The 23029-nt window shown below is 70.7% G+C and carries 19 protein-coding genes; 14 read left to right on the forward strand and 5 right to left on the reverse strand.

Translation table 11 applies throughout. The features are described from left to right. Positions 1 to 9: 9 nt before the first annotated feature. From IH26_RS0140255 to IH26_RS0140290, 8 genes are all read left to right on the forward strand, one after another. On the forward strand, positions 10 to 1434 hold the full coding sequence (locus IH26_RS0140255; RefSeq protein ID WP_030441547.1) for a gamma-aminobutyraldehyde dehydrogenase: 1425 nt from the start codon (positions 10 to 12) through the stop codon (positions 1432 to 1434). Between the two features lie 46 nt (positions 1435 to 1480). Further along, positions 1481 to 2635: an ABC transporter ATP-binding protein gene (locus IH26_RS0140260; RefSeq protein WP_030441548.1), complete on the forward strand. Its 1155-nt coding sequence runs from the start codon at positions 1481 to 1483 to the stop codon at positions 2633 to 2635. Continuing rightward, entirely contained in the window at positions 2635 to 3885 is a 1251-nt protein-coding gene (locus tag IH26_RS0140265) for a polyamine ABC transporter substrate-binding protein (RefSeq protein ID WP_030441549.1), read from the forward strand. Before IH26_RS0140260 ends, IH26_RS0140265 begins: the two co-directional genes overlap by 1 nt. A gap of 1 nt (position 3886) precedes the next feature. Then, positions 3887 to 4750: an ABC transporter permease gene (locus IH26_RS0140270; protein WP_030441550.1), complete on the forward strand. Its 864-nt coding sequence runs from the start codon at positions 3887 to 3889 to the stop codon at positions 4748 to 4750. Further along, complete coding sequence (locus IH26_RS0140275) at positions 4747 to 5607, forward strand: ABC transporter permease (protein WP_030441551.1); 861 nt, start codon at positions 4747 to 4749, stop codon at positions 5605 to 5607. The genes IH26_RS0140270 and IH26_RS0140275 overlap by 4 nt, the downstream gene beginning before the upstream one ends. Positions 5608 to 6203: 596 nt before the next feature. Beyond that, complete coding sequence (gabT, locus tag IH26_RS0140280; RefSeq protein WP_030441552.1) at positions 6204 to 7493, forward strand: 4-aminobutyrate--2-oxoglutarate transaminase; 1290 nt, start codon at positions 6204 to 6206, stop codon at positions 7491 to 7493. Beyond that, positions 7486 to 8868, forward strand: a complete 1383-nt coding sequence (locus IH26_RS0140285; RefSeq protein WP_211268849.1) for an aspartate aminotransferase family protein — start codon at positions 7486 to 7488, stop codon at positions 8866 to 8868. Before gabT ends, IH26_RS0140285 begins: the two co-directional genes overlap by 8 nt. A gap of 130 nt (positions 8869 to 8998) precedes the next feature. Next, positions 8999 to 11074, forward strand: coding sequence for a glycoside hydrolase family 3 protein (locus IH26_RS0140290; RefSeq protein WP_034217006.1), 2076 nt, complete (start codon positions 8999 to 9001; stop codon positions 11072 to 11074). Between the two features lie 107 nt (positions 11075 to 11181). Here IH26_RS0140290 and IH26_RS58840 read toward each other — a convergent pair whose 3' ends face one another. Beyond that, positions 11182 to 12096 carry a tRNA ligase subunit PheS family protein gene (locus IH26_RS58840; protein ID WP_051809381.1) on the reverse strand — a complete coding sequence of 305 codons (915 nt, stop codon included), beginning with the start codon at positions 12094 to 12096 and terminating at the stop codon, positions 11182 to 11184. A 603-nt stretch (positions 12097 to 12699) separates the two neighbouring features. Next, positions 12700 to 14007 carry an MFS transporter gene (locus tag IH26_RS0140305; protein WP_084599507.1) on the reverse strand — a complete coding sequence of 436 codons (1308 nt, stop codon included), beginning with the start codon at positions 14005 to 14007 and terminating at the stop codon, positions 12700 to 12702. A 136-nt stretch (positions 14008 to 14143) separates the two neighbouring features. On the opposite strand from IH26_RS0140305, the gene IH26_RS0140310 reads away from it, so the two are divergent. The 3 genes from IH26_RS0140310 (at position 14144) to IH26_RS0140320 (ending at position 17136) form a co-directional block, all read left to right on the forward strand. Further along, complete coding sequence (locus IH26_RS0140310; RefSeq protein ID WP_030441556.1) at positions 14144 to 15076, forward strand: LysR family transcriptional regulator; 933 nt, start codon at positions 14144 to 14146, stop codon at positions 15074 to 15076. A gap of 70 nt (positions 15077 to 15146) precedes the next feature. Continuing rightward, the gene (locus IH26_RS0140315; RefSeq protein ID WP_034216995.1) at positions 15147 to 16709 is read left to right on the forward strand and encodes an MDR family MFS transporter; all 1563 of its coding nucleotides are present in this window, start codon (positions 15147 to 15149) and stop codon (positions 16707 to 16709) included. Continuing rightward, positions 16702 to 17136 (forward strand): MarR family winged helix-turn-helix transcriptional regulator, encoded by a 435-nt coding sequence (locus IH26_RS0140320; RefSeq protein ID WP_034216996.1) that lies wholly within the window; start codon positions 16702 to 16704, stop codon positions 17134 to 17136. The genes IH26_RS0140315 and IH26_RS0140320 overlap by 8 nt, the downstream gene beginning before the upstream one ends. Before the next feature lie 143 nt (positions 17137 to 17279). Here the strand turns inward: IH26_RS0140320 and IH26_RS0140325 are convergent, their stop codons facing one another. Next, a complete protein-coding gene (locus IH26_RS0140325; RefSeq protein WP_030441559.1) occupies positions 17280 to 18479 on the reverse strand; it encodes a saccharopine dehydrogenase family protein in 1200 nt (399 codons plus the stop codon). Positions 18480 to 18686: 207 nt separating this feature from the next. On the opposite strand from IH26_RS0140325, the gene IH26_RS0140330 reads away from it, so the two are divergent. Both IH26_RS0140330 and IH26_RS0140335 read left to right on the forward strand, forming a co-directional pair. Next, positions 18687 to 19145, forward strand: coding sequence for an AsnC family transcriptional regulator (locus IH26_RS0140330; protein ID WP_030441560.1), 459 nt, complete (start codon positions 18687 to 18689; stop codon positions 19143 to 19145). Beyond that, on the forward strand, positions 19142 to 20419 hold the full coding sequence (locus IH26_RS0140335; protein ID WP_030441561.1) for an NAD(P)/FAD-dependent oxidoreductase: 1278 nt from the start codon (positions 19142 to 19144) through the stop codon (positions 20417 to 20419). Before IH26_RS0140330 ends, IH26_RS0140335 begins: the two co-directional genes overlap by 4 nt. 109 nt (positions 20420 to 20528) lie before the next feature. Here the strand turns inward: IH26_RS0140335 and IH26_RS0140345 are convergent, their stop codons facing one another. Together IH26_RS0140345 and IH26_RS0140350 are read right to left on the reverse strand one after the other, a co-directional pair. After that, on the reverse strand, positions 20529 to 20858 hold the full coding sequence (locus IH26_RS0140345; RefSeq protein WP_030441562.1) for a transcriptional regulator: 330 nt from the start codon (positions 20856 to 20858) through the stop codon (positions 20529 to 20531). A gap of 134 nt (positions 20859 to 20992) precedes the next feature. Then, on the reverse strand, positions 20993 to 21685 hold the full coding sequence (locus tag IH26_RS0140350; RefSeq protein ID WP_030441563.1) for a hypothetical protein: 693 nt from the start codon (positions 21683 to 21685) through the stop codon (positions 20993 to 20995). Between the two features lie 76 nt (positions 21686 to 21761). Here IH26_RS0140350 and IH26_RS0140355 point away from each other — a divergent pair, with 76 nt between their 5' ends. Further along, positions 21762 to 22922, forward strand: a complete 1161-nt coding sequence (locus tag IH26_RS0140355) for a MalY/PatB family protein (protein ID WP_030441564.1) — start codon at positions 21762 to 21764, stop codon at positions 22920 to 22922. Positions 22923 to 23029 lie beyond the last annotated feature (107 nt).

Raw genomic sequence — 23029 nt, forward strand, 5'->3', positions numbered from 1 at the left:
GGCCCATCAGTGATCGAGCTGCGGAACTTCGTCGGTGGCGACTACACCGGCACCGTCGACGGCGTCACCTCGGAGGTCGTCGATCCGAGCACCGGTGAGGCGTATCTGGCCGCCCCGGTCTCCTCCGCAGCCGACGTCGACGCGGCGATGACCGCGGCCGGGGCCGGCTTCGAGGTCTGGCGGGATGCCACCCCGGCCGAGCGGCAGCGCGCCCTGCTGCGCATCGCCGACGCGGTCGAGGCCCGGGCCGGCGACCTGATCGCGGCGGAGGTCCGCAACACCGGCAAGCCGGTCGAGGCCACCCGCCGCGAGGAGATCGGCCCGATGGTCGACGAACTGCGCTTCTTCGCGGGCGCGGCGCGCGTCCTCGAGGGCAAGTCGGCGGGGGAGTACCTCGCCAACCACACCTCGTACGTGCGGCGCGAGCCGATCGGGGTGTGCGCGCAGGTCACGCCGTGGAACTACCCGATGGTGATGGCCGTCTGGAAGTTCGCGCCGGCGATCGCGGCCGGCAACGCGGTCGTGCTCAAACCCTCCGACACCACCCCGGTGAGCACCCTGCTGCTCGCCGAGATCGCCGCCGAGTTCCTCCCGCCCGGCGTGCTCAACGTGGTCTGCGGCGACCGGGACACCGGCCGTGCGGTGGTCGCGCACCCGGCGCCGCAGCTCGTCTCGATCACCGGCTCCACCCGGGCCGGCATGGAGGTCGCCGTGGCGGCGGCGGCCGACCTGAAACGGGCTCATCTGGAGCTCGGTGGCAAGGCGCCGGTGATCGTCTTCGACGACGTCGACATCGAGTCGGCCGCCGAGGCGATCGCCGGCGCGGGCTTCTTCAACGCCGGGCAGGACTGCACGGCGGCGACCCGGGTGCTGGTGCAGAGCGGGATCGCGGACGACTTCACCGCCGCGCTCGCGGCCGCGGCGAAGAACACCAGGGTCGGCCCGCCGGCCGACCCCGACGCGTACTTCGGGCCGGTCAACAACGCCCACCAGCTGGCCCGGGTGCAGGGCTTCCTGGAGCGGACGCCGGCGCACGCCGAGATCGTCGCCGGCGGCCACCGGATCGGCGACCGCGGCTACTTCCTCGAGCCGACCGTGGTCGCCGGGCTGGCCCAGCGGGACGAGATGATCCAGGACGAGATCTTCGGCCCGGTCGTCACCGTCCAGCGGTTCGACGACGAGGAGAACGCCGTGCGCTGGGCGAACGACGTGCGCTACGGCCTGAGCGCGAGCGTGTGGACGCAGAACCACGGCCGCGCCATGCGCGTGAGCCGCCGGCTCGATTTCGGCGCCGTCTGGATCAACACGCACCTGCCCTTCGTCTCGGAGATGCCGCACGGCGGCTACGGTCACTCCGGCTACGGCAAGGACCTTTCGATGTACGGGTTCGAGGAGTACACCCGGATCAAGCACGTGATGAGCAACCTGGGCTGACCGCCGAACCGGCCGGCCATCTCCACCCCCCGCGAAGAGGATCGACATGACCACCCCCCAGCAGAGCGCCGTATCGCGGCCACCGACGGTGACCGACGGGACCCCGGCCATCAGGTTCGCGGGAGTCCACAAGAACTACCTGGCACACGGCGAGTCGGTCGCGGCCGTCAAGCGTACGGATCTGGCGATCGCGCAGGGGGAGTTCTTCTCGCTGCTCGGGCCGTCGGGCTGCGGCAAGACCACCACGATGCGCATGATCGCGGGCTTCGAGGAGCCGACCGCCGGCAAGGTCTACCTGGACGGCAAGGACGTGACCGGGGTCGCCCCGAACAAGCGCGACATCAACATGGTCTTCCAGTCGTACGCCCTGTTCCCGCACCTGAACACGTACCAGAACGTGGCGTTCGGTCTCGAGCGCAAGAAGGTCGCCAAGGACGAGATCAAGCGCCGGGTGGGCGAGATCCTCGACATCGTCTCGCTGACCGGCATGGAGAAGCGGGCGCCCCGGGAGATGTCCGGCGGCCAGCAGCAGCGCGTGGCCCTGGCCCGGGCCCTGGTCAACCGGCCGCGGGCGCTGCTGCTCGACGAGCCGCTCGGCGCCCTCGACCTCAAGCTGCGCCAGCAGATGCAGGTCGAGCTCAAGCGCATCCAGCGCGAGGTCGGGATCACCTTCGTCTACGTCACGCACGACCAGGGCGAGGCGCTGACCATGTCCGACCGGATCGCGGTGATGAACGCCGGCGTGATCGAGCAACTGGGCACGCCGCGGGACATCTACGAGCGGCCGTCGACCCGGTTCGTGGCCGGCTTCATCGGCACCTCGAACATCGTCGAGGGCACCGCCGACCGGGTCGAGAACGGGCTGGCCCTGCTGACCTACAGCCAGCAGGACCGGGTCGTGGTGCCCTGCGGCAGCGCGGTGCGGGCCGGCGACAAGATCGAGGTCTCGGTGCGGCCCGAGAAGATCGACCTGCACCGCGGGGTGCCGCCGGTCTCGGCGACCGGAGCGAGCGTGCTCTCCGGGCTTGTCAATGAGGTTGTTTATCACGGAACCTCGACCAACTACACCGTGGCGACGGCGGCGGGTGCCGACTTTACTGTCTTCGATCAAAATGCCTCGAACGCCGACGATCTCGCCGATCGCGGCGATCGCGTCTACCTGACCTGGGCCCCCCAGCACTCGTACCTGATCGGAGTCTGATGTCTGCCTCGAACCTCCCCGACGGTGCCCTTCTTCGCGGCCTGACCCAGCGCCGGATCGGCCGCCGGGACGCGCTGCGGATCTCCGGTCTCTCCGCCCTCGGCGCCACCCTGGCCGCCTGCGGCGTGCAGGGCAAGGCCAAGCCGGGCGCGGGCGCCAGCGTGGCCCCGGACGCCGTGGCGAAGTACTGGACGGGCAAGACCAAGGTCGGCCACGTCGATTTCGCCAACTGGCCGCTCTACATGGACCCGAAGAAGCCCGAGCTCGCGACCTTCACCAAGGAAACCGGCATCACGGTGACCTACAAGGAGGTGATCCAGGAGATGGGGCCCTGGTTCGCCAAGGTGCAGCCGCAGCTGGCCGCGGGCCAGTCGATCGGCTACGACCTGATGGTCATCACCAACAGCATCCAGTTCGCGCAGTTCCGCGACTCCGGCTTCCTGGCCCCGCTGGACCACAGCAAGCTGCCCAACTTCACCAAGAACGCGGGCGCCCAGTACACCAAGGAAGCGTACGACCCGGGCAACGTGTACAGCGTGCCGTGGGCGTCCGGGATGACCGGCATCGCGTACGACGAGACCAAGACCAAGCGGCCGATCACCAAGCTCGCCGACCTGTGGGACCCGGCGTTCAAGGGTAAGATCGGGATGTTCTCCGACACCCAGGAGCTGGCGAACTTCGGCCTGCTCAAGGTCGGCGCCAACCCGGACAAGTCCACCTCGTCGGACTGGGACAAGGCCGCCAAGGAGCTGAAGGCGCAGAAGCCGCTGGTCCGCAAGTACTACGACCAGAGCTACATCGACGCGCTCGGCAACGGCGAGGTCTGGATCACCATGGCGTGGTCCGGCGACGTCTTCCAGAAAAACCTTTCCGACGGTACGAACTTCAAGTTCGTCATCCCGGAGGAGGGCGGGACGATCTGGACCGACAACATGACGATCCCGATCACCGCCAAGGCGCCGCTCGACGCGATCACCCTGATGGACTTCTTCTACCGGCCGGACATCGCGGCCTCGATCGCCAACTTCATCGGCTACGTCTGCCCGGTGCCGGCGGCCCAGGCCGAGATGCGCGCCGCCGCCGCGAAGAAGAAGGGCACCGACAAGACCAGCGAGCTCGCGGCCGCGGACTCGAAGCTGGTGTTCCCGACCGACGACGTCTACGCGAAGCTGCACTACTACGTGTCCTTCAGCAACGTCGACGACCAGCAGACCTTCCAGAAGACCTTCGAGCCGATCGTGCTGGGCTGAGATGAACCGACTCAAACGACAGCTCGCACCGTACTTCCTGGTCCTGCCGGGCGGCCTCTGGCTGCTGGTGTTCTTCGCGGTCCCGATGATCGCGATGCTGTCGCTCTCGCTGCAGCAGGGCGACGTGGTGTACGGGTACCGCCTGACGTTCCACTGGCAGAACTACACCGACGCCATCAGCGGCTATCACGACCAGCTGGTCCGCTCGCTGATCTACGCGGCGATCGGGACGATCCTGCTGATCGCGCTCTCCTTCCCGGTGGCGCACTGGATCGCCTTCTACGGCGGCAAGCGCAAGCCGACGTACCTGTTCCTGCTGCTCCTGCCGTTCTTCGTGTCGTTCGTGCTGCGCACCATCTCGTGGCGGCAGATCCTCACCGACGACGGGCCGGTGCTGCAGCCGCTCAAGCACATCGGCGTGCTGCCCGACTCGTACCATCTGCTCGGCACGCCCGAGGCGGTGATCGGCGGGCTGGTCTACAACTACCTGCCGTTCATGGTGCTGCCGATCTACGTGGCGCTCGAGCGGATCGACCCGCGGGTGGTGGAGGCGTCGCGCGACCTGTACGCGAGCCCGGCGCTCTCCTTCCGCAAGGTGATCCTGCCGCTGGCGCTGCCCGGCGTCTTCGCCGGCGTGCTGATGTCGTTCGTGCCGATGGCGTCGGACTACGTCAACTCCGAGGTGCTGGGCAGCCAGTCGACCACCATGATCGGCCAGGTCATCCAATCCAAGTACCTGCAGACCTCCGACTACCCGACCGCCTCGGCGCTCTCGTTCATCCTGATGGCGGTGCTGCTGGTCGGGATCTTCGCGTACGCCCGGGCGCTGGGCACGGAGGACGTGATGAAGGTGGCGGCCCGATGAGCCAGAGCACCATGGACCGGCCGCTGCGGACCGAGCCGGCGCCGGAGCCGGCCGCCCGGCCGCGGCGGCGCCTCAAGGGCGGCACGCTCCTCTACCTCTACACCTGGCTCGTGATCATCTGGCTGATCGTCCCGATCTTCGTGATGATCGCGTTCAGCTTCAACAACCCGGCGGGCCGGTACAACCAGCACTGGGACGGCTTCACGCTCAAGTGGTGGCACCCGGCGAAGCTCTTCGAGATCCAGGACCTCAGCCAGGCACTGTGGACGTCGCTGATCATCGCGGTGATCTCCAGCCTGCTCTCGGCGGCGCTGGGCACCGGCATCGGCTACGCGCTGGGCCGCTACCGCTTCCGCGGCTCCGGCACCCTCAACGTGATCATGTTCAGCACGATCTCCTCGCCCGAGCTGATCATGGGTGCGTCCCTGCTCTCGCTGTTCGTCTCGCTGAACGTCGGCCCCGGCTTCACCACGATCGTGATCGCCCACGTGATGTTCTCGATCTCGTTCGTCGCGGCGATCGTGCGGGCCCGCGTGGTCACCCTCGACCGCTCGATCGAGGAGGCCGCCGCCGACCTGGGCGCCACCCCATGGACGACGTTCTGGAAGGTGACCTTCCCGATCATCCTGCCGGCCGTGTTCTCCGGCATCCTGCTGGCGTTCGCGCTGTCCATCGACGACTTCGTGGTAACCAACTTCACCGCGGGCAGCACGGTCACGTTCCCGCTGTGGATCTGGGGCGCCACCCGGGTCGGCCTGCCACCCCAGGTCAACGTGATGGGCACCCTCATCTTCGGGGTGGGCGTGCTGATCGCCCTGGTCACCAACCTCCGCTCGAGAAAGCAAAAGAAAGACTGATCTCGCGATGTGCCGGGGCCCATCCCCGGCAAGAGTGAAGCTTTGGTGCGCCCACCGAACACGGACTCATCAGGGTCTGGACCCCGAGGGCGATCGTGGAGAGTTCCTGCTCCTGTCCTGCAGCCGGCGCCGGCACGACAGCCGGAGCCGCCGGCGGACGACGGACACCGCCCCACCGCAACCACCACGCAAGGGCTGATCTTCGCAGCGATGGCCGGGTCGGGGCAGAGCCCAGGGTCTACCCCCGAACACCCCGGTGGTCGACGGTATGCGGTAAACGGCCACTTCAGAGGGCCGATCCGGTGAGGACCAACACGCGCGGCTCCACGGCCGCCCGGATCTGAGCGCCGACCGCCCGGCCCCACCTCGGCGACCGCCTCCTCGACCTGAGCGGGGGTGGCGTTGCTCGTCTCGCCGACAAGCGACGTGTCGAAGGGGTGACGCACCGTCAGCACCTCGGTGCCGGTCGCCCGGCGACGAAGAGCGGATCACGGCGCGAGCGTACCGGCTCCTGAGCGCGGAAATAGTTGTTCCAGCTCTTGCAAACGACGGAATCAGTGAAATGATCGGGGTCTGAAGCCCGAAGGAGTAGAGCTATGCCATCCTCCGCCGAACTGCATCGGCGCCGGAGCGCGGCCGTCGCGCGTGGGGTCAGCAGCATGATCCCGTCCTATGTCGGCAGCGCCGGCGGCGGCACGATGACCGATGTGGACGGGCGCGAGTGGATCGACTTCGCGGCCGGCATCGCGGTCACCAACGTCGGCAACGCCGCTCCCAGGGTCGTCGCCGCCGTCCGTGACCAGGTCGAGCGGTTCACGCATACCTGCTTCATGATCGCGCCGTACGAGCAGTACGTCGCGGTCTGCGAGGAGCTGGCCGCGCTCACCCCCGGCGGCTTCGAGAAGCGCTCGGCGCTGTTCAACTCCGGCGCCGAGGCGGTGGAGAACGCTGTCAAGATCGCCCGGCACGCCACCGGCCGCCAGGCGATCGTGGTGTTCGACCACGCCTATCACGGCCGGACCAACCTGACGATGGCCCTCACCGCCAAGGTCATGCCGTACAAGCAGGGCTTCGGGCCGTTCGCCGGGGAGATCTACCGGGTCCCGATGTCGTACCCGTTGCGCGACGGGCGCAGCGGGGCCGAGGCCGCGGCGTACGCCATCAATCAGATCGAGAAACATGTCGGCGCGAGCAATGTCGCGGCCGTGCTGATCGAGCCGATCCAGGGCGAGGGCGGTTTCGTGGTGCCGGCCCCCGGCTTCCTCCCGGCGCTCGCCGAGTGGAGCAAGCGGACCGGCGCGGTGTTCGTCGCCGACGAGATCCAGACCGGGTTCTGCCGCACCGGCGCCTGGTTCGCCAGCGAGCACGAGGGCGTCGAGCCCGACCTGATCACCACGGCCAAGGGCATCGCCGGCGGCCTGCCGCTGGCCGCGGTCACCGGCCGCGCCGAGATCATGGACGCGGTGCACCCGGGCGGCCTGGGCGGCACCTACGGCGGCAACCCGATCGCCTGCGCCGCCGCGCTGGCCAGCATCGAGACCATGCGCGAGCGGGATCTGGCCGCCGCGGCCCGGCACATCGAGGCGGTCGCCCGGCCCCGGCTCGAGGCGCTGGCCGCCAAGCACCCGCAGATCGGCGAGGTCCGCGGGCGCGGCGCGATGCTGGCGCTGGAGCTGGTGGTCCCGGGCGGCATCGAGCCGGACGCGATCACCACCGGCAACGTCGCGCGGGCCGCGCACGGGTCCGGCCTGCTGCTGCTGACCTGCGGCACTTACGGCAACGTGATCCGGCTGCTGCCGCCGCTGGTGATCACCGACGACGAGCTCGACCGCGGGCTCACCCTGCTCGACCAAGCCTTCGCTGACTCTGGAGCCCCCCTTGTCTGATCTTCAGTCACCCGACTTCGAGAAGCTGTCCGGCGCCGCGCGAGACCATCTGTGGCTGCACTTCACCCGGCTGTCCTCCTACCAACAGGCCGAGATCCCGCTGATCGTCCGCGGCGACGGCTGCTACGTCTGGGACAGCGCCGGCCGGCGGTACCTCGACGGCCTGTCCGCGCTGTTCGTGGTGCAGACCGGCCACGGCCGGCAGGAGCTGGCCGAGGCGGCCGCCAAGCAGGCCGGTGAGCTGGCCTACTTCCCGATCTGGTCGTACGCGCACCCCAAGGCCGTCGAGCTGGCCGACCGGCTGGCCGACCTGACCCCCGGCGACCTCAACCGGGTCTTCTTCACCACCGGCGGGTCCGAGGCGGTCGAGTCGGCGTGGAAGCTCGCCCGCTCGTACTTCAAGAAGGTCGGAAAGCCGCTCAAGACCAAGGTGCTGTCCCGGTCGATCGCCTACCACGGCACCTCGATGGGCGCCCTGTCGATCACCGGCATCCCGGCGCTCAAGCAGGACTTCGAGCCGCTGGTGCCGTCGACCTTCCGGGTGCCGAACACGAACTACTACCGCCGCCCCGACGAGTCGATGAGCCTCGAGCAGTTCGGTGTCTGGGCCGCCGACCGGATCGCCGAGGCGATCGAGTTCGAGGGGCCGGACACGGTGGCCGCGGTCTTCCTCGAGCCGGTGCAGAACGCGGGCGGCTGCTTCCCGCCGCCGCCCGGCTACTTCCAGCGGGTGCGGGAGATCTGCGACCGGTACGACGTGCTGATGGTCTCCGACGACGTGATCTCCGGCTTCGGCCGGCTCGGCGAGTGGTTCGGCGGCCTGAAGTACCACTACACGCCCGACATCATCACCGTCGCGAAGGGCCTGACCTCCGGGTACGTCCCGCTGGGCGCGATGATCGCCTCGGACAAGCTGGCCGAGCCGTTCCTGCACGGCACCAACTGGTTCGCGCACGGCATCACCTACGGCGGCCACCCGGTCGGCTCGGCCGTGGCGCTGGCGAACATGGACATCATGGAGCGCGAGGACCTCAACGGTCACGTACGGCAGAACAGCGACCTGTTCCGCTCCTACCTGGAGCGCCTCTACGACCTGCCGATCGTCGGCGACGTCCGCGGCGACGGCTACTTCTTCGGCATCGAGCTGGTGAAGGACAAGGCCACCAAGGAGACGTTCAACGAGGCCGAGTCCGAGCGGTTGCTGCGCGGCTTCCTGTCGCACGCGCTGTTCGATGCCGGGCTCTACTGCCGCGCCGACGACCGCGGCGACCCGGTGATCCAGCTGGCGCCGCCGCTGATCGCGGGGGAGGAGCAGTTCGCCGAGATCGAGCGGATCCTGCGCTCGGTCCTCACCGAGGCGTGGAACCGGCTGTAGGTTCCCGCGCACGGTATTTGCTCAAAACAGCCCCGGTGCGAGCACGCGCCGGGCTGTTTTGTCGTTTGACGCCTGCACACGGAAACCGGAGGGTTACTCAAACGCATCGACGCGGGTGAGTATCGAGTTCATGCGACTCTTGAAAAAACCCATCCGACCGTACGTGGCGGGCGCGTTGGCCGTCGCATTGCTGCCGCTGACCGCCGTTTCCGGCCCCACCAAGGCCCCCTATCTCGACCCGCACCTCTCGATCTCGCGCCGGGTCGACGACCTGATGCGCCGGATGACCCTCGACGACAAGATCGGCCAGATGACGCAGGCCGAGCGGGGCGCGGTCACCGGCGACCCGAGCGAGATCGCGACGCTGCGGCTGGGCTCGGTGCTGTCCGGTGGCGGCTCCGTCCCCACCCCGAACACGCCCGCGGCCTGGGTCGACATGGTCAACACCTTCCAGTCGTACGCGCTGAGCACGCCCCTGCACATCCCGATGATCTACGGGATCGACGCGGTGCACGGGCACGGCAACGTCTACGGCGCCACGGTGTTCCCGCACAACGTCGGGCTCGGCGCGACCCGTGACCCGGCGCTGGTCGAGGCGGCGTACCGGGCGACCGCGAACGAGATGCGGGCGACCGGGATCCCGTGGGACTTCGCGCCCTGCGTCTGCGTCTCCCGGGACGAGCGCTGGGGCCGGGCGTACGAGAGCTTCGCCGAGGACCCGCAGCTGGTGGTCAGGATGGAGACCGCGATCGACGGGCTGCGCGCGGGCGGGGTGCTCGCCACCGCCAAGCACTACGCGGGCGACGGCGACACCGAGTACGGGACGGGCTCCGGCGACTACACCGTCGACCAGGGCATCACGATCACGAATCGGGCCGACTTCGCGCGGATCGACCTCGCGCCCTACGCGGCGGCGGTCCGCTCGCACGACCTGCAGAGCGTGATGCCGTCGTTCTCCAGCGTGGACTGGACCGAGGACGGCGTCGGGAACCCGATCAAGATGCACGCCAACCAGGAGCTGATCTCCGGCGTACTCAAGAAGAAGTTGGACTTTGCAGGTTTTGTGATCAGCGACTGGGAGGGCATCCACCAGATCCCGGACCCGTCCGGCGCGGCGGCGCCCAGCCCGCTGCAGGTGCGGACCGGCGTCAACGCGGGCATCGACATGTTCATGGAGCCGAACACGGCGCCGCAGTTCGAGCAGGTGCTCAAGGCCGAGGTCACCGCCGGCCGGGTGAGCATGGCCCGGATCGACGACGCCGTGCGCCGGATCCTGACCGTCAAATTCAAGATCGGACTCTTCGAGCACCCGTACGCGTCGGCCGCGCACGTCGCCGACGTCGGCAGCGCGGCGCACCGGGCGGTGGCCCGCCGCGCGGTCGCCGAGTCGCAGGTGCTGCTCAAGAACGCGGGCAACGTGCTGCCGCTGCGCCGGGACGCGTCGATCTACGTGGCCGGGCGCAACGCGGACAACATCGGGAACCAGGCCGGTGGCTGGACGATCGACTGGCAGGGACGCTCGGGGGACTCGATCCCGGGGACGACGATCCTGCAGGGCATCCGGCAGGTCGCGCCGCACGTGACGTACAGCGTGGACGGCACGGCACCGACCGCCGGTGCGAACGTCGCGGTGGTCGTGGTCGGCGAGACGCCGTACGCGGAGGGCTTCGGCGACGTCGGCGGCCCGATCTGCTCCTGGTGCACGCCGGCGCAGAACGAGCCCAAGTCGATGACCCTGCAGCCGTCGGACCAGGCGGTGGTGTCCCGGGTGTGCGCGGCGGTGCCGAAGTGCGTGGTGCTGCTGGTCTCCGGCCGTCCGCAGGTGATCACTTCGCAGCTCCCGTCGATCGACGCGCTGGTGGCGTCGTGGCTGCCGGGTAGCGAGGGTGCCGGGGTGGCGGACGTGCTCTTCGGGAAGCGGCCGTTCACCGGGCGGCTGCCGGTGTCGTGGCCGGCGTCGGTGTCGCAGGTGCCGATCAACGTGGGGGACAAGGACTATCACCCGCTCTATCCGTTCGGATGGGGGCTGCGTACCGGTAGGCGGACCGGTCACCTGGACGCGCTGCGGGACGCCGCTCAGGCCCGGGTGGTCGCCGGGCATGGCGGGACGGAGTGGCAGGCCCGGCTGGCCGCGGCCGACCAGGCGGAAACGGCGGGCGACTTGCGGCGGGCGTTCTCGCTGTACGCGTCAGTCGTCGGCTCCTGAGTATCTTTCTGGGTGAGTATCTCGCCCAGCGAGTATCTCGCCCAGCGAGTATCTCGCCCAGCGAGTATCTCGCCCAGCGAGTATCTCGCCCGGCGCGACAAACGGGGTCAAGCCGTCGGGATCGGCGTGCGGTCGGCCATCAGGCCGGCCCACAGCCGATCCCGCAGGGCGTTCGCGCGGTGCTTGGGCAGCGCGGTGTGCAGGTCCCGCAGGACGACGCGGAGCAGCACGTTCGCCTCGTCGTCGCGCAGGTTGAGCCGCTCGCGGGAGGCGGGTGGCAGGGCGGACGGGGGCGTGACGGACAGGATGGTGACCTCCTCGACCAGGTGCGCGTCGTCGCCGAGCAGGTCGCGTACCCGGTCGCCGAGGTCCTCCGCGGTCACGTCCGCCGGGAGGGCCACCGACAGGTCCCGGTGGGCGGCCGGCTGGGCGGAGACCGGCCGGTAGGGGGTCAGGTCGGTCATCTGGCTCGACACGCGAGGGTCGGCGGAGCGCAGCAGGCGGATGTCGTCGATGCCCTTGCGCAGCATCAGCAACCGGTCGAGGCCGAGCCCGAGCGCCAGCCCGCCGGCTGCGGCCAGCCGGTCAGTTGCGGCCGGCCCGTTGACTGCGGCCAGCCCGTCGGCCGCGGTTAGCCCGTGGGCTCCGGCCAGCCTGTCGGCTGCGGCCGGCCTGTCGGCGCCGGTCGGCCCGCTGGGCTCGGTCGGCCTGCTGGCCTCGGTCGGCCCGCCCGCCGCGCGGAGCACGTGTTCGGCCGCGAGGCCGCACTCGCCCACCTCGACCCAGGCGCCGCCCGGGCCGAGCGCCTCGATCTCGAGTCCGCCGGTGGTGTAGGGGTGCGCGGCCGGCCGGGTGCGCCACGGCACGCCCGGGAGGGCGGCGTGGAGGGCGAGGCCGACGAGTTCGAGGAGGTCGCCGTCGCCCAGGCGCCAAAGGTCGAGCTGGTGCGGGGTTCCGGTGTGGAGGCGGTCGATCGCGTCCCGCCGGTAGACCACGCCGGAGCAGCCGATCCCGGCCGACATATCGGTTATATCGGGAATCGCGAGCCTTGGCCGAGGGCGGGTAGCCGAGATGGTCGTAGTTGTCGGCCACCGAGACGATCCGGGAGCCGCGGTGGACGATCAGGGGTGCCGCCGGCCAGCGCGCCGCGGCCGCGTCCAGGATCGCGGACACCAGCAGTTGCAGGGCATGCGGGCCGGCCACCGGGTCGGTGAGGTCGCGGACGGCCAGGTCGGCGGTGAGGGCGGCGGGGCTGAGGTAGGTCATGGTCTTCTCCTTCGGGGAAAGCCACCCATCGGAGCAAGGCCGTAGAAACAGGAACGGCCGCCCGAGGGGGCGGCCGTCGCGCACACGAAATCAGTCGGCCACCGTCGGGGGCCGGCCGAAGAGCGCGCTGTACGTCATGCGGACAAGGGTGCCACGCCCGCGAGGCCGCTGCATCCCCTTTGTCGAGCTGGGCCGCTCGCACCCGCAGGTCGCTCGGGGCGGCCGCGGCCTGGTGCGGGAACGGCTCGTCGTCGTCCGCCGTCATCCAGCGCTCGACGGCGATGGCGAAGGCGAGCTGCGCGACGGTCGTCTGCTCGTAACCGTTCTCCGCGAACAGGCTCGGCGCCATCACTCCGGCCTCATCGAGGATATCGACCACGGTCACTACTCAGGCTGCCCCCCGCCCCGGCTGGCCTCACCGCGGCGGCCGCGGCCGCCCGGTCCGCTGTCGGCTTCTGCGGCGTCTGATGGTCGCGCGGAAGCAGGAACGGGGTGGTCAGGATGAGCAGGCCGGCGGCCGCGAGGGCGGTGCGTGGGCTCGTGATGCCGGCGAGCAGGCCGCCGAGAGCGGTCAAGGCGGCGATGGACGCCTGCTGGCCGATGGACCAGGCCGACAGGGTACGGGCGACGAGATGCCGGGGAGTGTGTTCGAGCCGGTAGGTGGCGAGCACCGGGGTGTACAGGCTCATGTTGATGATGATCGCCAGTTCGACCGCCATCACGGTGACGAGGCCGGCGACGCCGGGCTGGACGAAGACGAGGCCGATCAGCCAGACGGCCCGCAGGGTGCCGACGACTCGGAAGACGCGGTGCCGGCCGTAGCGGGCCACGACGCGGCGGGCCAGCCGGGAACCGATGAGGCCGCCGAGACAGGGGGCGGCGAAGGCGAGACCGTACTGCCAGGGCGGAAATCCGAGCTGGCGCAGGAGCAGCACGGCCAGCAGCGGCTCGGTAGCCATGATCAGACCGCCGACCAGCATGTTGTTGACGTAGAGCATCCGCAATCCGGGATGGCTCATGATGTGTCGCCAGCCATCGAGCAGCGCGCCCGTTCGGATCGGGCTGTCGTCAGCTCTCCGCGGCGGTTCCTCCCGGCCGCGGATCGCGGTGATGCCCAACGCCGAGAGCAGGTAGCTGAGCGCATCGGCCAGCACGGTGGTGACCGGCCCGAACAGGCCGATCGCCGCCCCGCCCAGCGGCGGCCCCACCGCGATGGAACTCCAGTTCGTGGACTCGAACCGAGCGTTGGCCACGAGCAGGTCGTCCGGCCGGACGAGGGCCTTGAGGTAGGCGCCGCCGGCCGCGCTGAAGGCAATCTTGGCGGCGGCGACCACGGCCGACGTCACCAGCAGCTGGACGAAACCGAGCCGGCCGAGGGCGTAGGCGACCGGGATCGTCGCCATGACCGCGAACCGGGTCAGGTCCATCGCGATCATGACCGGGCGTTTGCGCCGGAACTCCACCCATGGCCCGAGTGGCACCGCCAGCAGCGCGCCGACGGCGGGTCCCACCGCGGACAGCGCGGAGACCTGGGCGGGACTGGCGTGCAACGCGAGCACGGCGATCAGCGGCAACGCACCGAACCCCAGCCCGGACCCGTAGGCGCTGACCGCATATGCCGCCCACAGCCAGCCGAACTGCCGGCCCAGCCTTCTCCTGCGTACCATTCTTCAGCGCGCTCCGTCGTTCCCTCGAACAAACCGGGGTTGATCGGTAAGAGCTAAGCGAGATGCGGGACCGCAGGTCAAACAACCATCCTGGCTCTGATCCACAACCCGGCGTTGTTCACTAAGGTGGATCGGCGTGGATCTCGAGGCCGTCCGTACCTTCGTCGCCGTCGCGGAAGCGGGCCAGTTCCAGCTGGCCGCCGCCGACCTGTCGATCACTCAGCAGGCTGTCTCCAAGCGCATGGCCACGCTGGAGCGTGACCTCGGCGTGCGGCTGTTCACCCGCGCGCCGCGCGGCGTCGCGCTCACCATCGATGGGCAGGCTTTCCTGCCGCAAGCGCGCGAGCTGCTGCGCGTCGCCGATCGCGCCGTCGCGTCCGTGCGCGCCGGCAGCCGTCCGCTGCGCATCGACGTGATCAACTCACGCGGCGCGGCATCCGGCCTCATGCGCGACTTCCACCGCGCCCACCCCGGGATCGAACTCGACGTGCTGATGCTGCTCGACATCGAGCAGGCCGTCACCGCGATCCGCTCCGGCACGATCGACGCCTCCTTCCGCGCCGTCGCCGCACCCGGCCGCCCCCTGCCCGGGAACGTCGAGTCCGTCCGGGTGCTCGACGAACCGCTCGAACTCCTCACCGGGCCCGCGCACGCGCTCGCCGGCGCCCGATCGGTGACCGTCGCCCAGCTCGCCGGGCACCGGATCTGGATGCCCGGCCTTGCGCCGGGCACCGAGTGGGCCGCGTACTACGACGACCTCGTCGCCGAGTTCGGCCTCACTATCGAGTCGACCGGCCCCAACTTCGGCTCCGACGCCCTGCTCGACACCATCGCCGACACCCCGGCGCTGGCCACCTTCATGGGCGGGCACACCCGCCTCATCTGGCCGGCCGGCCACGGGCTGCGACGTATCCCGGTGACCGGCCCGGTGCCCGTCTACCCGCACTCGTTCCTCTGGCACCGCGACAACCCGCACCCGGCCCTGGCCACCCTCCGCGCCCACCTCGCCACCACCACGGCCGGCCGCAACGCCGGAACGTGGGTGCCGAACTGGGCGATACCGCACTGAACGCCCGCCTCGACGGGATCCTTCGCGGAAGAGCCTGTATGGTTGCCTCGGGCAACTATCTGGAGGACCCATGACCGTGACCGAGCGGGCCGCGACGGCGGACGCACCGATGTCGCACGCGCAGATCCTGCAGGCCCTCTCGGGGCTCTACACGGGGATGTTCGTGGCGATCCTGTCGTCGACGATCGTCACCAACGCGCTGCCGACGATCGTCGCCGACCTGCACGCCGGGCAGAGCGTCTACACCTGGGTGATCATCGCGACGCTGCTGACCACCACCGTGTCCAGCCCGGTCTGGGGCAAGCTGGCCGACCTGTTCGACAAGAAGATGCTGATCCAGGTCGCGCTGGTCGTCTTCACCCTCGGCTCGGTGCTCTCCGGCCTGGCCGAGAACTCCGCCCTGCTGCTCGCCGCCCGCGCGGTGCAGGGCGTCGGGGCCGGCGGCCTGCTAGCGCTGACCCAGGTCATCCTCGCGACCATCATCTCGCCCCGGGAGCGCGGCCGGTACAACGGCTACCTCGGCGCCGTCCTGGCCGTCGCCACCAGCGCCGGCCCGCTGATCGGCGGTGTCATCGTGGACACCAGCTGGCTCGGCTGGCGCTGGTGCTTCTTCGTCGGCGTCCCGTTCTCGGTCATCGCCATGGTCCTGCTGCAGAAGACCCTGCATCTTCCCGTACGCAGGAGGGCCGTGCGGATCGACTGGGCCGGCGCCACCCTGATCACCGCGGCGGCCTCCCTGGTGCTGATCTGGGTGACCTTCGCCGGCGACAAGTACGCGTGGCTGTCCTGGCAGTCCGCCGCGATGGCCGGTGGCGCGCTGCTGCTCGCGGTGGTGTTCGTGCTGGTCGAGCGGAAGGCGGCCGAGCCGGTCCTGCCGCTGTGGCTGTTCCGCAACCGTACGGTCGTCCTCGCCATCACCGCCGGCCTGATCATCGGGATCGGGCTCTACGCCGGTACCACCTTCCTGAGCCAGTACTTCCAGCTGTCCCGCGGCAAGTCTCCGTCGGTGGCCGGCCTCCTGGCGCTGCCGATGATCCTCGGGCTCGCGCTCGCCTCCACGGTCGCCGGCCGGATCATCACCCGGACCGGCCGCTGGAAGCCCTTCCTGGTCGGCGGCACCCTGCTGCTCGCGGCCGGGCTCGGCATCCTCGGGCTGACCCGGCACGACACCCCGTACTGGCAGCTGGCGGCCGGGATGACGCTGCTCGGCGTCGGCCTCGGCACCACGCTGCAGAACCTGGTGCTGGCCGTGCAGAACCAGGTGCGCCTGCAGGAACTCGGCGCGGCCAGCACCTCGGTGTCGTTCTTCCGCTCGCTGGGCGGCACCATCGGCCTCTCCGCGCTCGGCGCCGTGCTCGGCACGCAGGTCGCCCACTACACCGCCGAGGGCCTGGCCCGGCTCGGCATCCATGCCACCGGCTCGGGCGGCGAGGTGCCCAAGCTGGCCGACCTGCCCGCGCCGGTACGCGCCGTCGTCGAGAACGCGTACGGCCACGCCACCGGTAACCTCTTCCTGTACACGGCACCGTTCGCGCTGCTCGCGCTCGTGGTCATCGGCTTGATCAAGGAGGTACCGCTGCGTACCTCCAACGCCTTGCAGGACGACCGGGCAGTCCACAAAGCCGATGAGTGACACGACCGTCGCGGCCCTCGAGCGCGAGCTGGCCGTCTTCGTGCGGCGGGCCCGCGCCGCCTCCGAGCGGATGAGCCGGCAGGTGCATCCGGAACTGGACGCGTACGCGTACGGCCTGCTCGCCCGCCTGGCCGACCACGGCCCGCAGCGCTCGATCGACCTGGCCGACCACGTCGGCGTCGGCAAGGCCACGATCACCCGCCAGCTGAAGCCCCTGGAAACCCTGGGCCTGATCCACCGCCTCCCCGACCCCGACGACGGCCGCGCCCACCTGGTGGCCCTCACCCCGGACGGCCGCCGGCGCCTCGCCGGCGTCCGCGACGTGCGCCGCGACCGGCTGCGCGACCATCTCGCGACCTGGCCCGAGGAGGATGTCCGAACCCTGGCCACGCTCCTGGCCCGCTTCAACGCGGTGCCGCCGCAATGAACCATTGTCGTCGGTAGTGGCCGCCACGGAACTGCCGGGGTGACCCACCGGGCCCGCCCGGATGCGGGCGGCACCGGGGGTGACCATGCACCCAGGTCGCCGGGCGGCTTGGGGACCTGTCCCACTCGTACGGTCGAATGGTTTCAGGTTTGGTCCCGCATTTCCCAAGGGGTGCCGTATTCGACGAGCTTGTCGAGGAACGGGACGGCGTCGAAGGCTTCCGGGCCCAGGACGCCGGACCCCTGCCAGGTGCCGGCGGCCAGGAGTTCCAGGGCGATGATCGGGTTGACGGCGGTCTGCCAGACGACGGCCTGGGCGCCGTATTCCGCCATGGACCACTCGTTGTCGACCAGGTGGTAGAGGTAGACGCTGCGGGGGTTGCCGTCCGGGTCCAGGCCGGTGACCACGGTGCCGGCACAGGTCTTGCCGGTCATCTTGTCGCCGAGGGTGGCGGGGTCGGGCAGGACGGCGGCGACCACGTCGCGCGGGGAGACGGTCGTGGCGCCCACCCGGACCGGGTCGGTGCGGTCCAGGCCCAGTTTGTGCAGGGTGCGCAGGACCTCGATGAACTCGCTGCCCAGGCCGTACTTGAAGGTGACCCGGCCGGCATCCACCCAGCGCGGGACGAGCAGCACCTCCTCGTGCTCGACGTGGACGCACTCGACCGGGCCGATGCCGCCGGGGAAGTCGAAGATCTCCGGTTCGCTCAGCGGGACGGTGGTGTGCCAGCCCGCCGAACGGGTCCAGATGACGGGCGGGTTGAGGCACTCCTCGATGGTGGTCCAGACCGAGAAGGACGGGGCGAAGTCGTAGCCGTCGACCACCAGGTTGCCGCCGTCCCGGATGCCGACCTCGTCGATCCGGGAGAACAAATGGTCGGCGGCGTAGCGGGCGAAGACGTCGGAGAGGCCCGGCTCGACGCCCATGCCGACCAGGGCGAGCCGGCCGGCCGCTTCCCATCGTGGCGCGGCGGCGAACTGGTCGTCGCCGAGTTTGACGCCCGGCAGGTGGTACGGGTCGGTGGGGTGCGGGTGGGAGAGGGACATCGCCATGTCCAGGTAGTCGGCGCCGGCGGCGAGGGCGCCCTCGAAGACCGGCAACACGAAGCGGGGGTCGACCGCGTTGAGCACGTGGGTGATCCCGTGCTGGCGGCACAGATCGGAAATGTCGGAAATGTTGGAGGCGTCCACCCGGGCGGCCACGAAGCGGTCGTCGGCCACGGCGCGCTCCGCTTTCGAGAGGTCGAAGTCGGCGATGACGAAGCGGGAGAAGAACGATCGGCGGGCGGCAATCGCGGCCGCGGCGGCCCCGACTCCCCCCGCGCCGACCACCAGGACGCGCATGAGAAACGCACCTTTCGGCCAGAACGGTCTCGCGATCATCGAAACCGTGTCCCAAGAGCCTCCGCGCGACGGAAAAGCTTGTCAAGAGCGATCAACTCTGCGATAAACACAGTTGTCCACGCCGAAGGGACCGCCTTTCCAGTGATCAGCCCAAACCGGACGTCCGAGGTGATTGCCGTGCACCCGCACCCGGGGAAGAATCGCGGCGTGACGGCGGACCTGGCTCTGGATCAGATCAACAAGCAGATCATCGAGCACCTTCAGCGCGACGGGCGGATGTCGTACGCGACGCTCGCCAAGGAGATCGGCCTGTCCGAGGCCGCCGTCCGCCAGCGGGTGCAGCGCCTGCTCGACGGGGGGCTCATGCAGATCGTGGCGGTCACCGACCCGCTCACGCTCGGCTTCGCCCGGCAGGCGATGGTCGGCCTGAAGGTGACCGGCGACCTGCGCGCGATCGCCGACGAGATCGCCGCCATCCCGGAGGTCGACTACGTGGTGATCTGCGCGGGCGGCTTCGACCTGCTGGTCGAGCTGGTCTGCACCGACGACACGCACCTGCTCGACCTGCTCAACGAGAAGGTCCGGCCGATCAAGGGCGTCACCTCGTGCGAGACGTTCATGTACCTGAAGCTGGCCAAACAGACCTACGCCTGGGGAACTCGATGAGCGCACCGTCCTACTGGCTGCACACCCTCGGCCCGATCACGCCGCGCCCGCCGCTGGACGGCGACCGGGCCGCCGACGTGGCGATCGTCGGGGGTGGCTACACCGGCCTGTGGACGGCGTACTACCTCTCCCAGGCGGACCCCTCGCTGAAGATCGTCGTGCTCGAGGCCGAGTACTGCGGGTTCGGCGCCTCCGGGCGCAACGGCGGCTGGGCCTCCGGCCTCTTCCCGGTCTCCGAGGAAAAACTGACCCGGCGGTACGGGGCGGGGCCGGCCGCCGCGATGCACGCGGCGCTGGCCGGCGCCGTGGACGAGGTCGGCCGGGCCGCGGCGGCCGAGGGCATCGACTGCGACTACGCGAAGGGCGGGACGATCACGCTCGCGCGCACCCCCGCGCAGCTGCGGCGGGCATCCTCCACCCCCGGCTTCATCGGCGCCGGCGAGGCCGGCGCGATCTGCGGCGCGAAGGGCGTGCTCGGCGGCGTCTACAGCCCGCACTGCGCCGCCCTGCACCCGGCCAAACTGGTGCGCGGCCTCGCCGCCGCCGTCGAGCGGCGCGGCGTGACGATCCACGAGGGCACGCGCGTCGACCGGATCGCCCGCGGCCGGGTCGAGACCTCGCACGGCACGGTCCGGGCCGGCACGGTCGTCCGCGCGCTCGAGGGCTACACGGCGCGGCTCGCCGGTCACCGGCGCAACCTCGCCCCGGTCTACTCGCTGATGATCGCCACCGAGCCGCTGCCGGCCGAGGACTGGGCGCGGATCGGGCTGCGCCGCCGCGAGACGTTCAGCGACGAGCGACACATGATCATCTACGGCCAGCGGACCGCGGACGACCGGCTCGCGTTCGGCGGGCGGGGCGCGCCGTACCACTTCGGCTCCCGGATCGAGCCGGACTACGACCGGGTGCCGGCCGTCTTCGACAACCTGCGGGCGACGCTGACCGAGATGTTCGGCATCCGGCCGGAGATCGCCTACCGCTGGGGCGGCCCGCTCGGCATTCCCCGCGACTGGATGCCGAGCGTCGGGCTGGCCGACGGCGTCGCCTGGGCGGGTGGCTATGTGGGCGACGGCGTCGCGGCCGCGAACCTGGCCGGCCGTACGCTGGCCGACCTGATCGCCGGCACCCGGAGCGACCTGACCACCCTGCCCTGGGTCGGCCACCGCTCGCGGCGCTGGGAGCCGGAGCCGATCCGCTGGCTCGGCATCAACGCGGCACTGCACGCCACCAATCTGCGCGATGCGCTGGAGCGGCCGCGCGCCCGGGCGATCTAGCCCGGGCCGACCAGCAGGACAAACGCGCCGATCCGGTCGGTGCGCGGCCAGTCCAGGGCGGCGACGGTCGTGTCACTCATCGAGAACGGTCGTCCTTGCCGGGGTCGGGTCAGCGGCGGTCCTGGGTGACCTCCATCCGGGCGATGAGCGCCTTGAGCCGGGAGATCTCGTCGGCGAGCGCGGCCGTGCCGGCCGTGGTGAGGGTGATCCAGGTGCGGGCGCGCTTGCCCTCGTAGCCCTTTTCGACCGCGACGAGCCCGGCCGTCTCCAGCACGGTGAGGTGCTTGGAGAGGTTCCCGGCGGTGAGCTCGAGCCGGCTGCGCAGATACCCGAACTCCACCCGCCTCGCCTCGTGCGCGATGGTGAGAATCCCCAGCCGGACGCGCTGATGCACGACATCGTCCAACCCGAGAACGGGATGCGCGTCCGGTTCGCCCAGCGGGGCCGGCGGGTCCGCGTCGCCGGAGGTCGTGGGCGGGGGCGGGCCGGCTTTCCGGGCGGTCGCCGTGGGCGGGGGCGGGCCGGCTTTCCGGGCGGTCGCCGCGGGCGGGGGCGGGCCGGCTTTCCGGGCGGTCATCGCTGCCGCCGGCGGGCCAGGGCGAAGCCGGCCGCGCCGGCCAGCAGCACCGTGCCGTCGATGATCTGCGGTGGCAGGAACGTCGTGTGGATGTCCCAGTTCCGGCCCCAGCCGAAGTCGATCGGCACCAGCACCACGGCAAGATAGCCGAGCGTGAAGAACAGCAGCGCGGCGTTGCGTTCCAGCCGGGCCAGCACCAGCAGCGCGACCCCGATCGTGCCGGCCGGCGCGACCAGCCGGTCGAGCGCCAGCGCCCAGGACGGCAGCGGGTGGGCCGGGACCCCGTGGCGGCCGAGGTAGACGCGGATCCCCACCCAGGCGGCGGTGAACAGCACGGTCAGCGCGGCGCCGGTGATCGCGTAGGGCAGCACCCGCGTGCCGAGCCCGCGCTCCCGGGCGATCCGCAGGTAGCAGAAGGCGATCGCCGCGTACGTGAGCAGCAGTGCCGGCGGCCAGTAGAACAGGAAGCCCCGCCGATCGAAGCTGCAGGCGGCGCCGTCGCCCACCGGCGTGCAGTGCGCGACGAGGAAGAAGTAGTCGAACGGGATCGCCACGAGCGTCGCGAGCGCCAGGATCAGCAGCGCGATCCAGGTGGCCCGTTGATCGCGGCGGACCCGGTGGGCGAGCGAACGCGCGTCGGAGAGCAGCCGGCGGGGATCGCCGCCGGCGGGAACCGATTCGGTGGTCATGCCGACAGGTTTCCATCGCCAACGAATTTCCGCAAGTCGAAAGGCGGTCCTCCGGGCGCCGCCTTAGGCTGGACCGGTGACCTCCGTGCCGAATCCGTTGCGTCAGCTCACCCTCGACCGGCTGCGGGAGCGCACCAGCGAGAAGTGGCGCCACTATCCGGCCGACGTGGTGCCGGCCTTCGTGGCGGAGATGGACGTGCCGCTGGCCGAGCCGGTCGTCCGGGCGATCACCGAGGTGGCCCGGCGGGGCGATACCGGGTACCCGGCGGGTGACGGGTACGCCGAGGCGCTGGCCGATTTCGCGCGGAAGCGGTGGGGCTGGGACGGGCCGGCCGTGGAGCGGTCGACCATGGTGCCGGACGTCATGCACGGCATCCTGGAGATCCTCGACGTGCTGTCCGCGCGGACCGACGCGGTGGTCGTGAACTGCCCGGTGTATCCGCCGTTCTACCACTTCGTGCGGCACACCGGCCGGCCGATCGAGGAGGCGCCGCTGTTCACGGACGGCCGTCTCGACCTGGTCGCGCTGCGGCAGGCGTTCCGGCGGGCCGCGGCCCGCAGCGCCCGGCCGGTGTTCCTGCTGTGCAACCCGCACAACCCGACCGGGGCGGTGCACACGGCGCAGGAGCTGACGGCGGTCGCCGAGATGGCCGAGCGGCACGGCGTCCGGGTGGTGGCCGACGAGATCCACGCGCCGCTGGTGCTGCCGGGCGCGGTGTTCACGCCGTATCTCAGCGTGCCCGGGGCGGAGAACGGCTTCTCGGTGCTGTCCGCCTCGAAGGCATGGAACCTGGCCGGGCTCAAGGCGGCGGTCGCGGTCGCCGGCCCGGCCGCGACGGAGGACCTGGTCCGGCTGCCGTTCTGGGTGAAGGAGGGGCCGAGCCACGTCGGCGTCCTCGCGCACATCGCCGCCCTGCGCGACGCGACGGACTGGCTGGACGCGCTGCTGGCCGGCCTGGACGAGAACCGCCGCCTGCTGACCGGGCTCGTCGCGGAGCGGCTCCCGGGCGTGGTCTACCACCCCGGCGGGGGCACGTATCTCGCCTGGCTGGACTGCCGGGCGCTCGATCTGGGCGACGACCCGGCCGCGGTCTTCCTGGAACGCGGCCGGGTGGCGCTCAGCTCCGGGCCGAGCTTCGGCACCGGCGGGGCGGGGCACGCCCGCCTCAACTTCGGGACGTCCCCGGAGTTGCTGACCGAGGCCGTCGCTCGGATGGCGACGGCGCTCGGGGGGTAGGCGCGACCCACCGGGCCCGCCCGGACGCGGGCGGCACCGGGGGTGACCATGCACCCAGATCGCCTGGCGATGGGGGGACTTGTGCCCATCCGTACGACAGGGGGATT

It is taken from the genome of Actinoplanes subtropicus, from assembly GCF_000721705.1.
Taxonomy (GTDB): domain Bacteria; phylum Actinomycetota; class Actinomycetes; order Mycobacteriales; family Micromonosporaceae; genus Actinoplanes; species Actinoplanes subtropicus.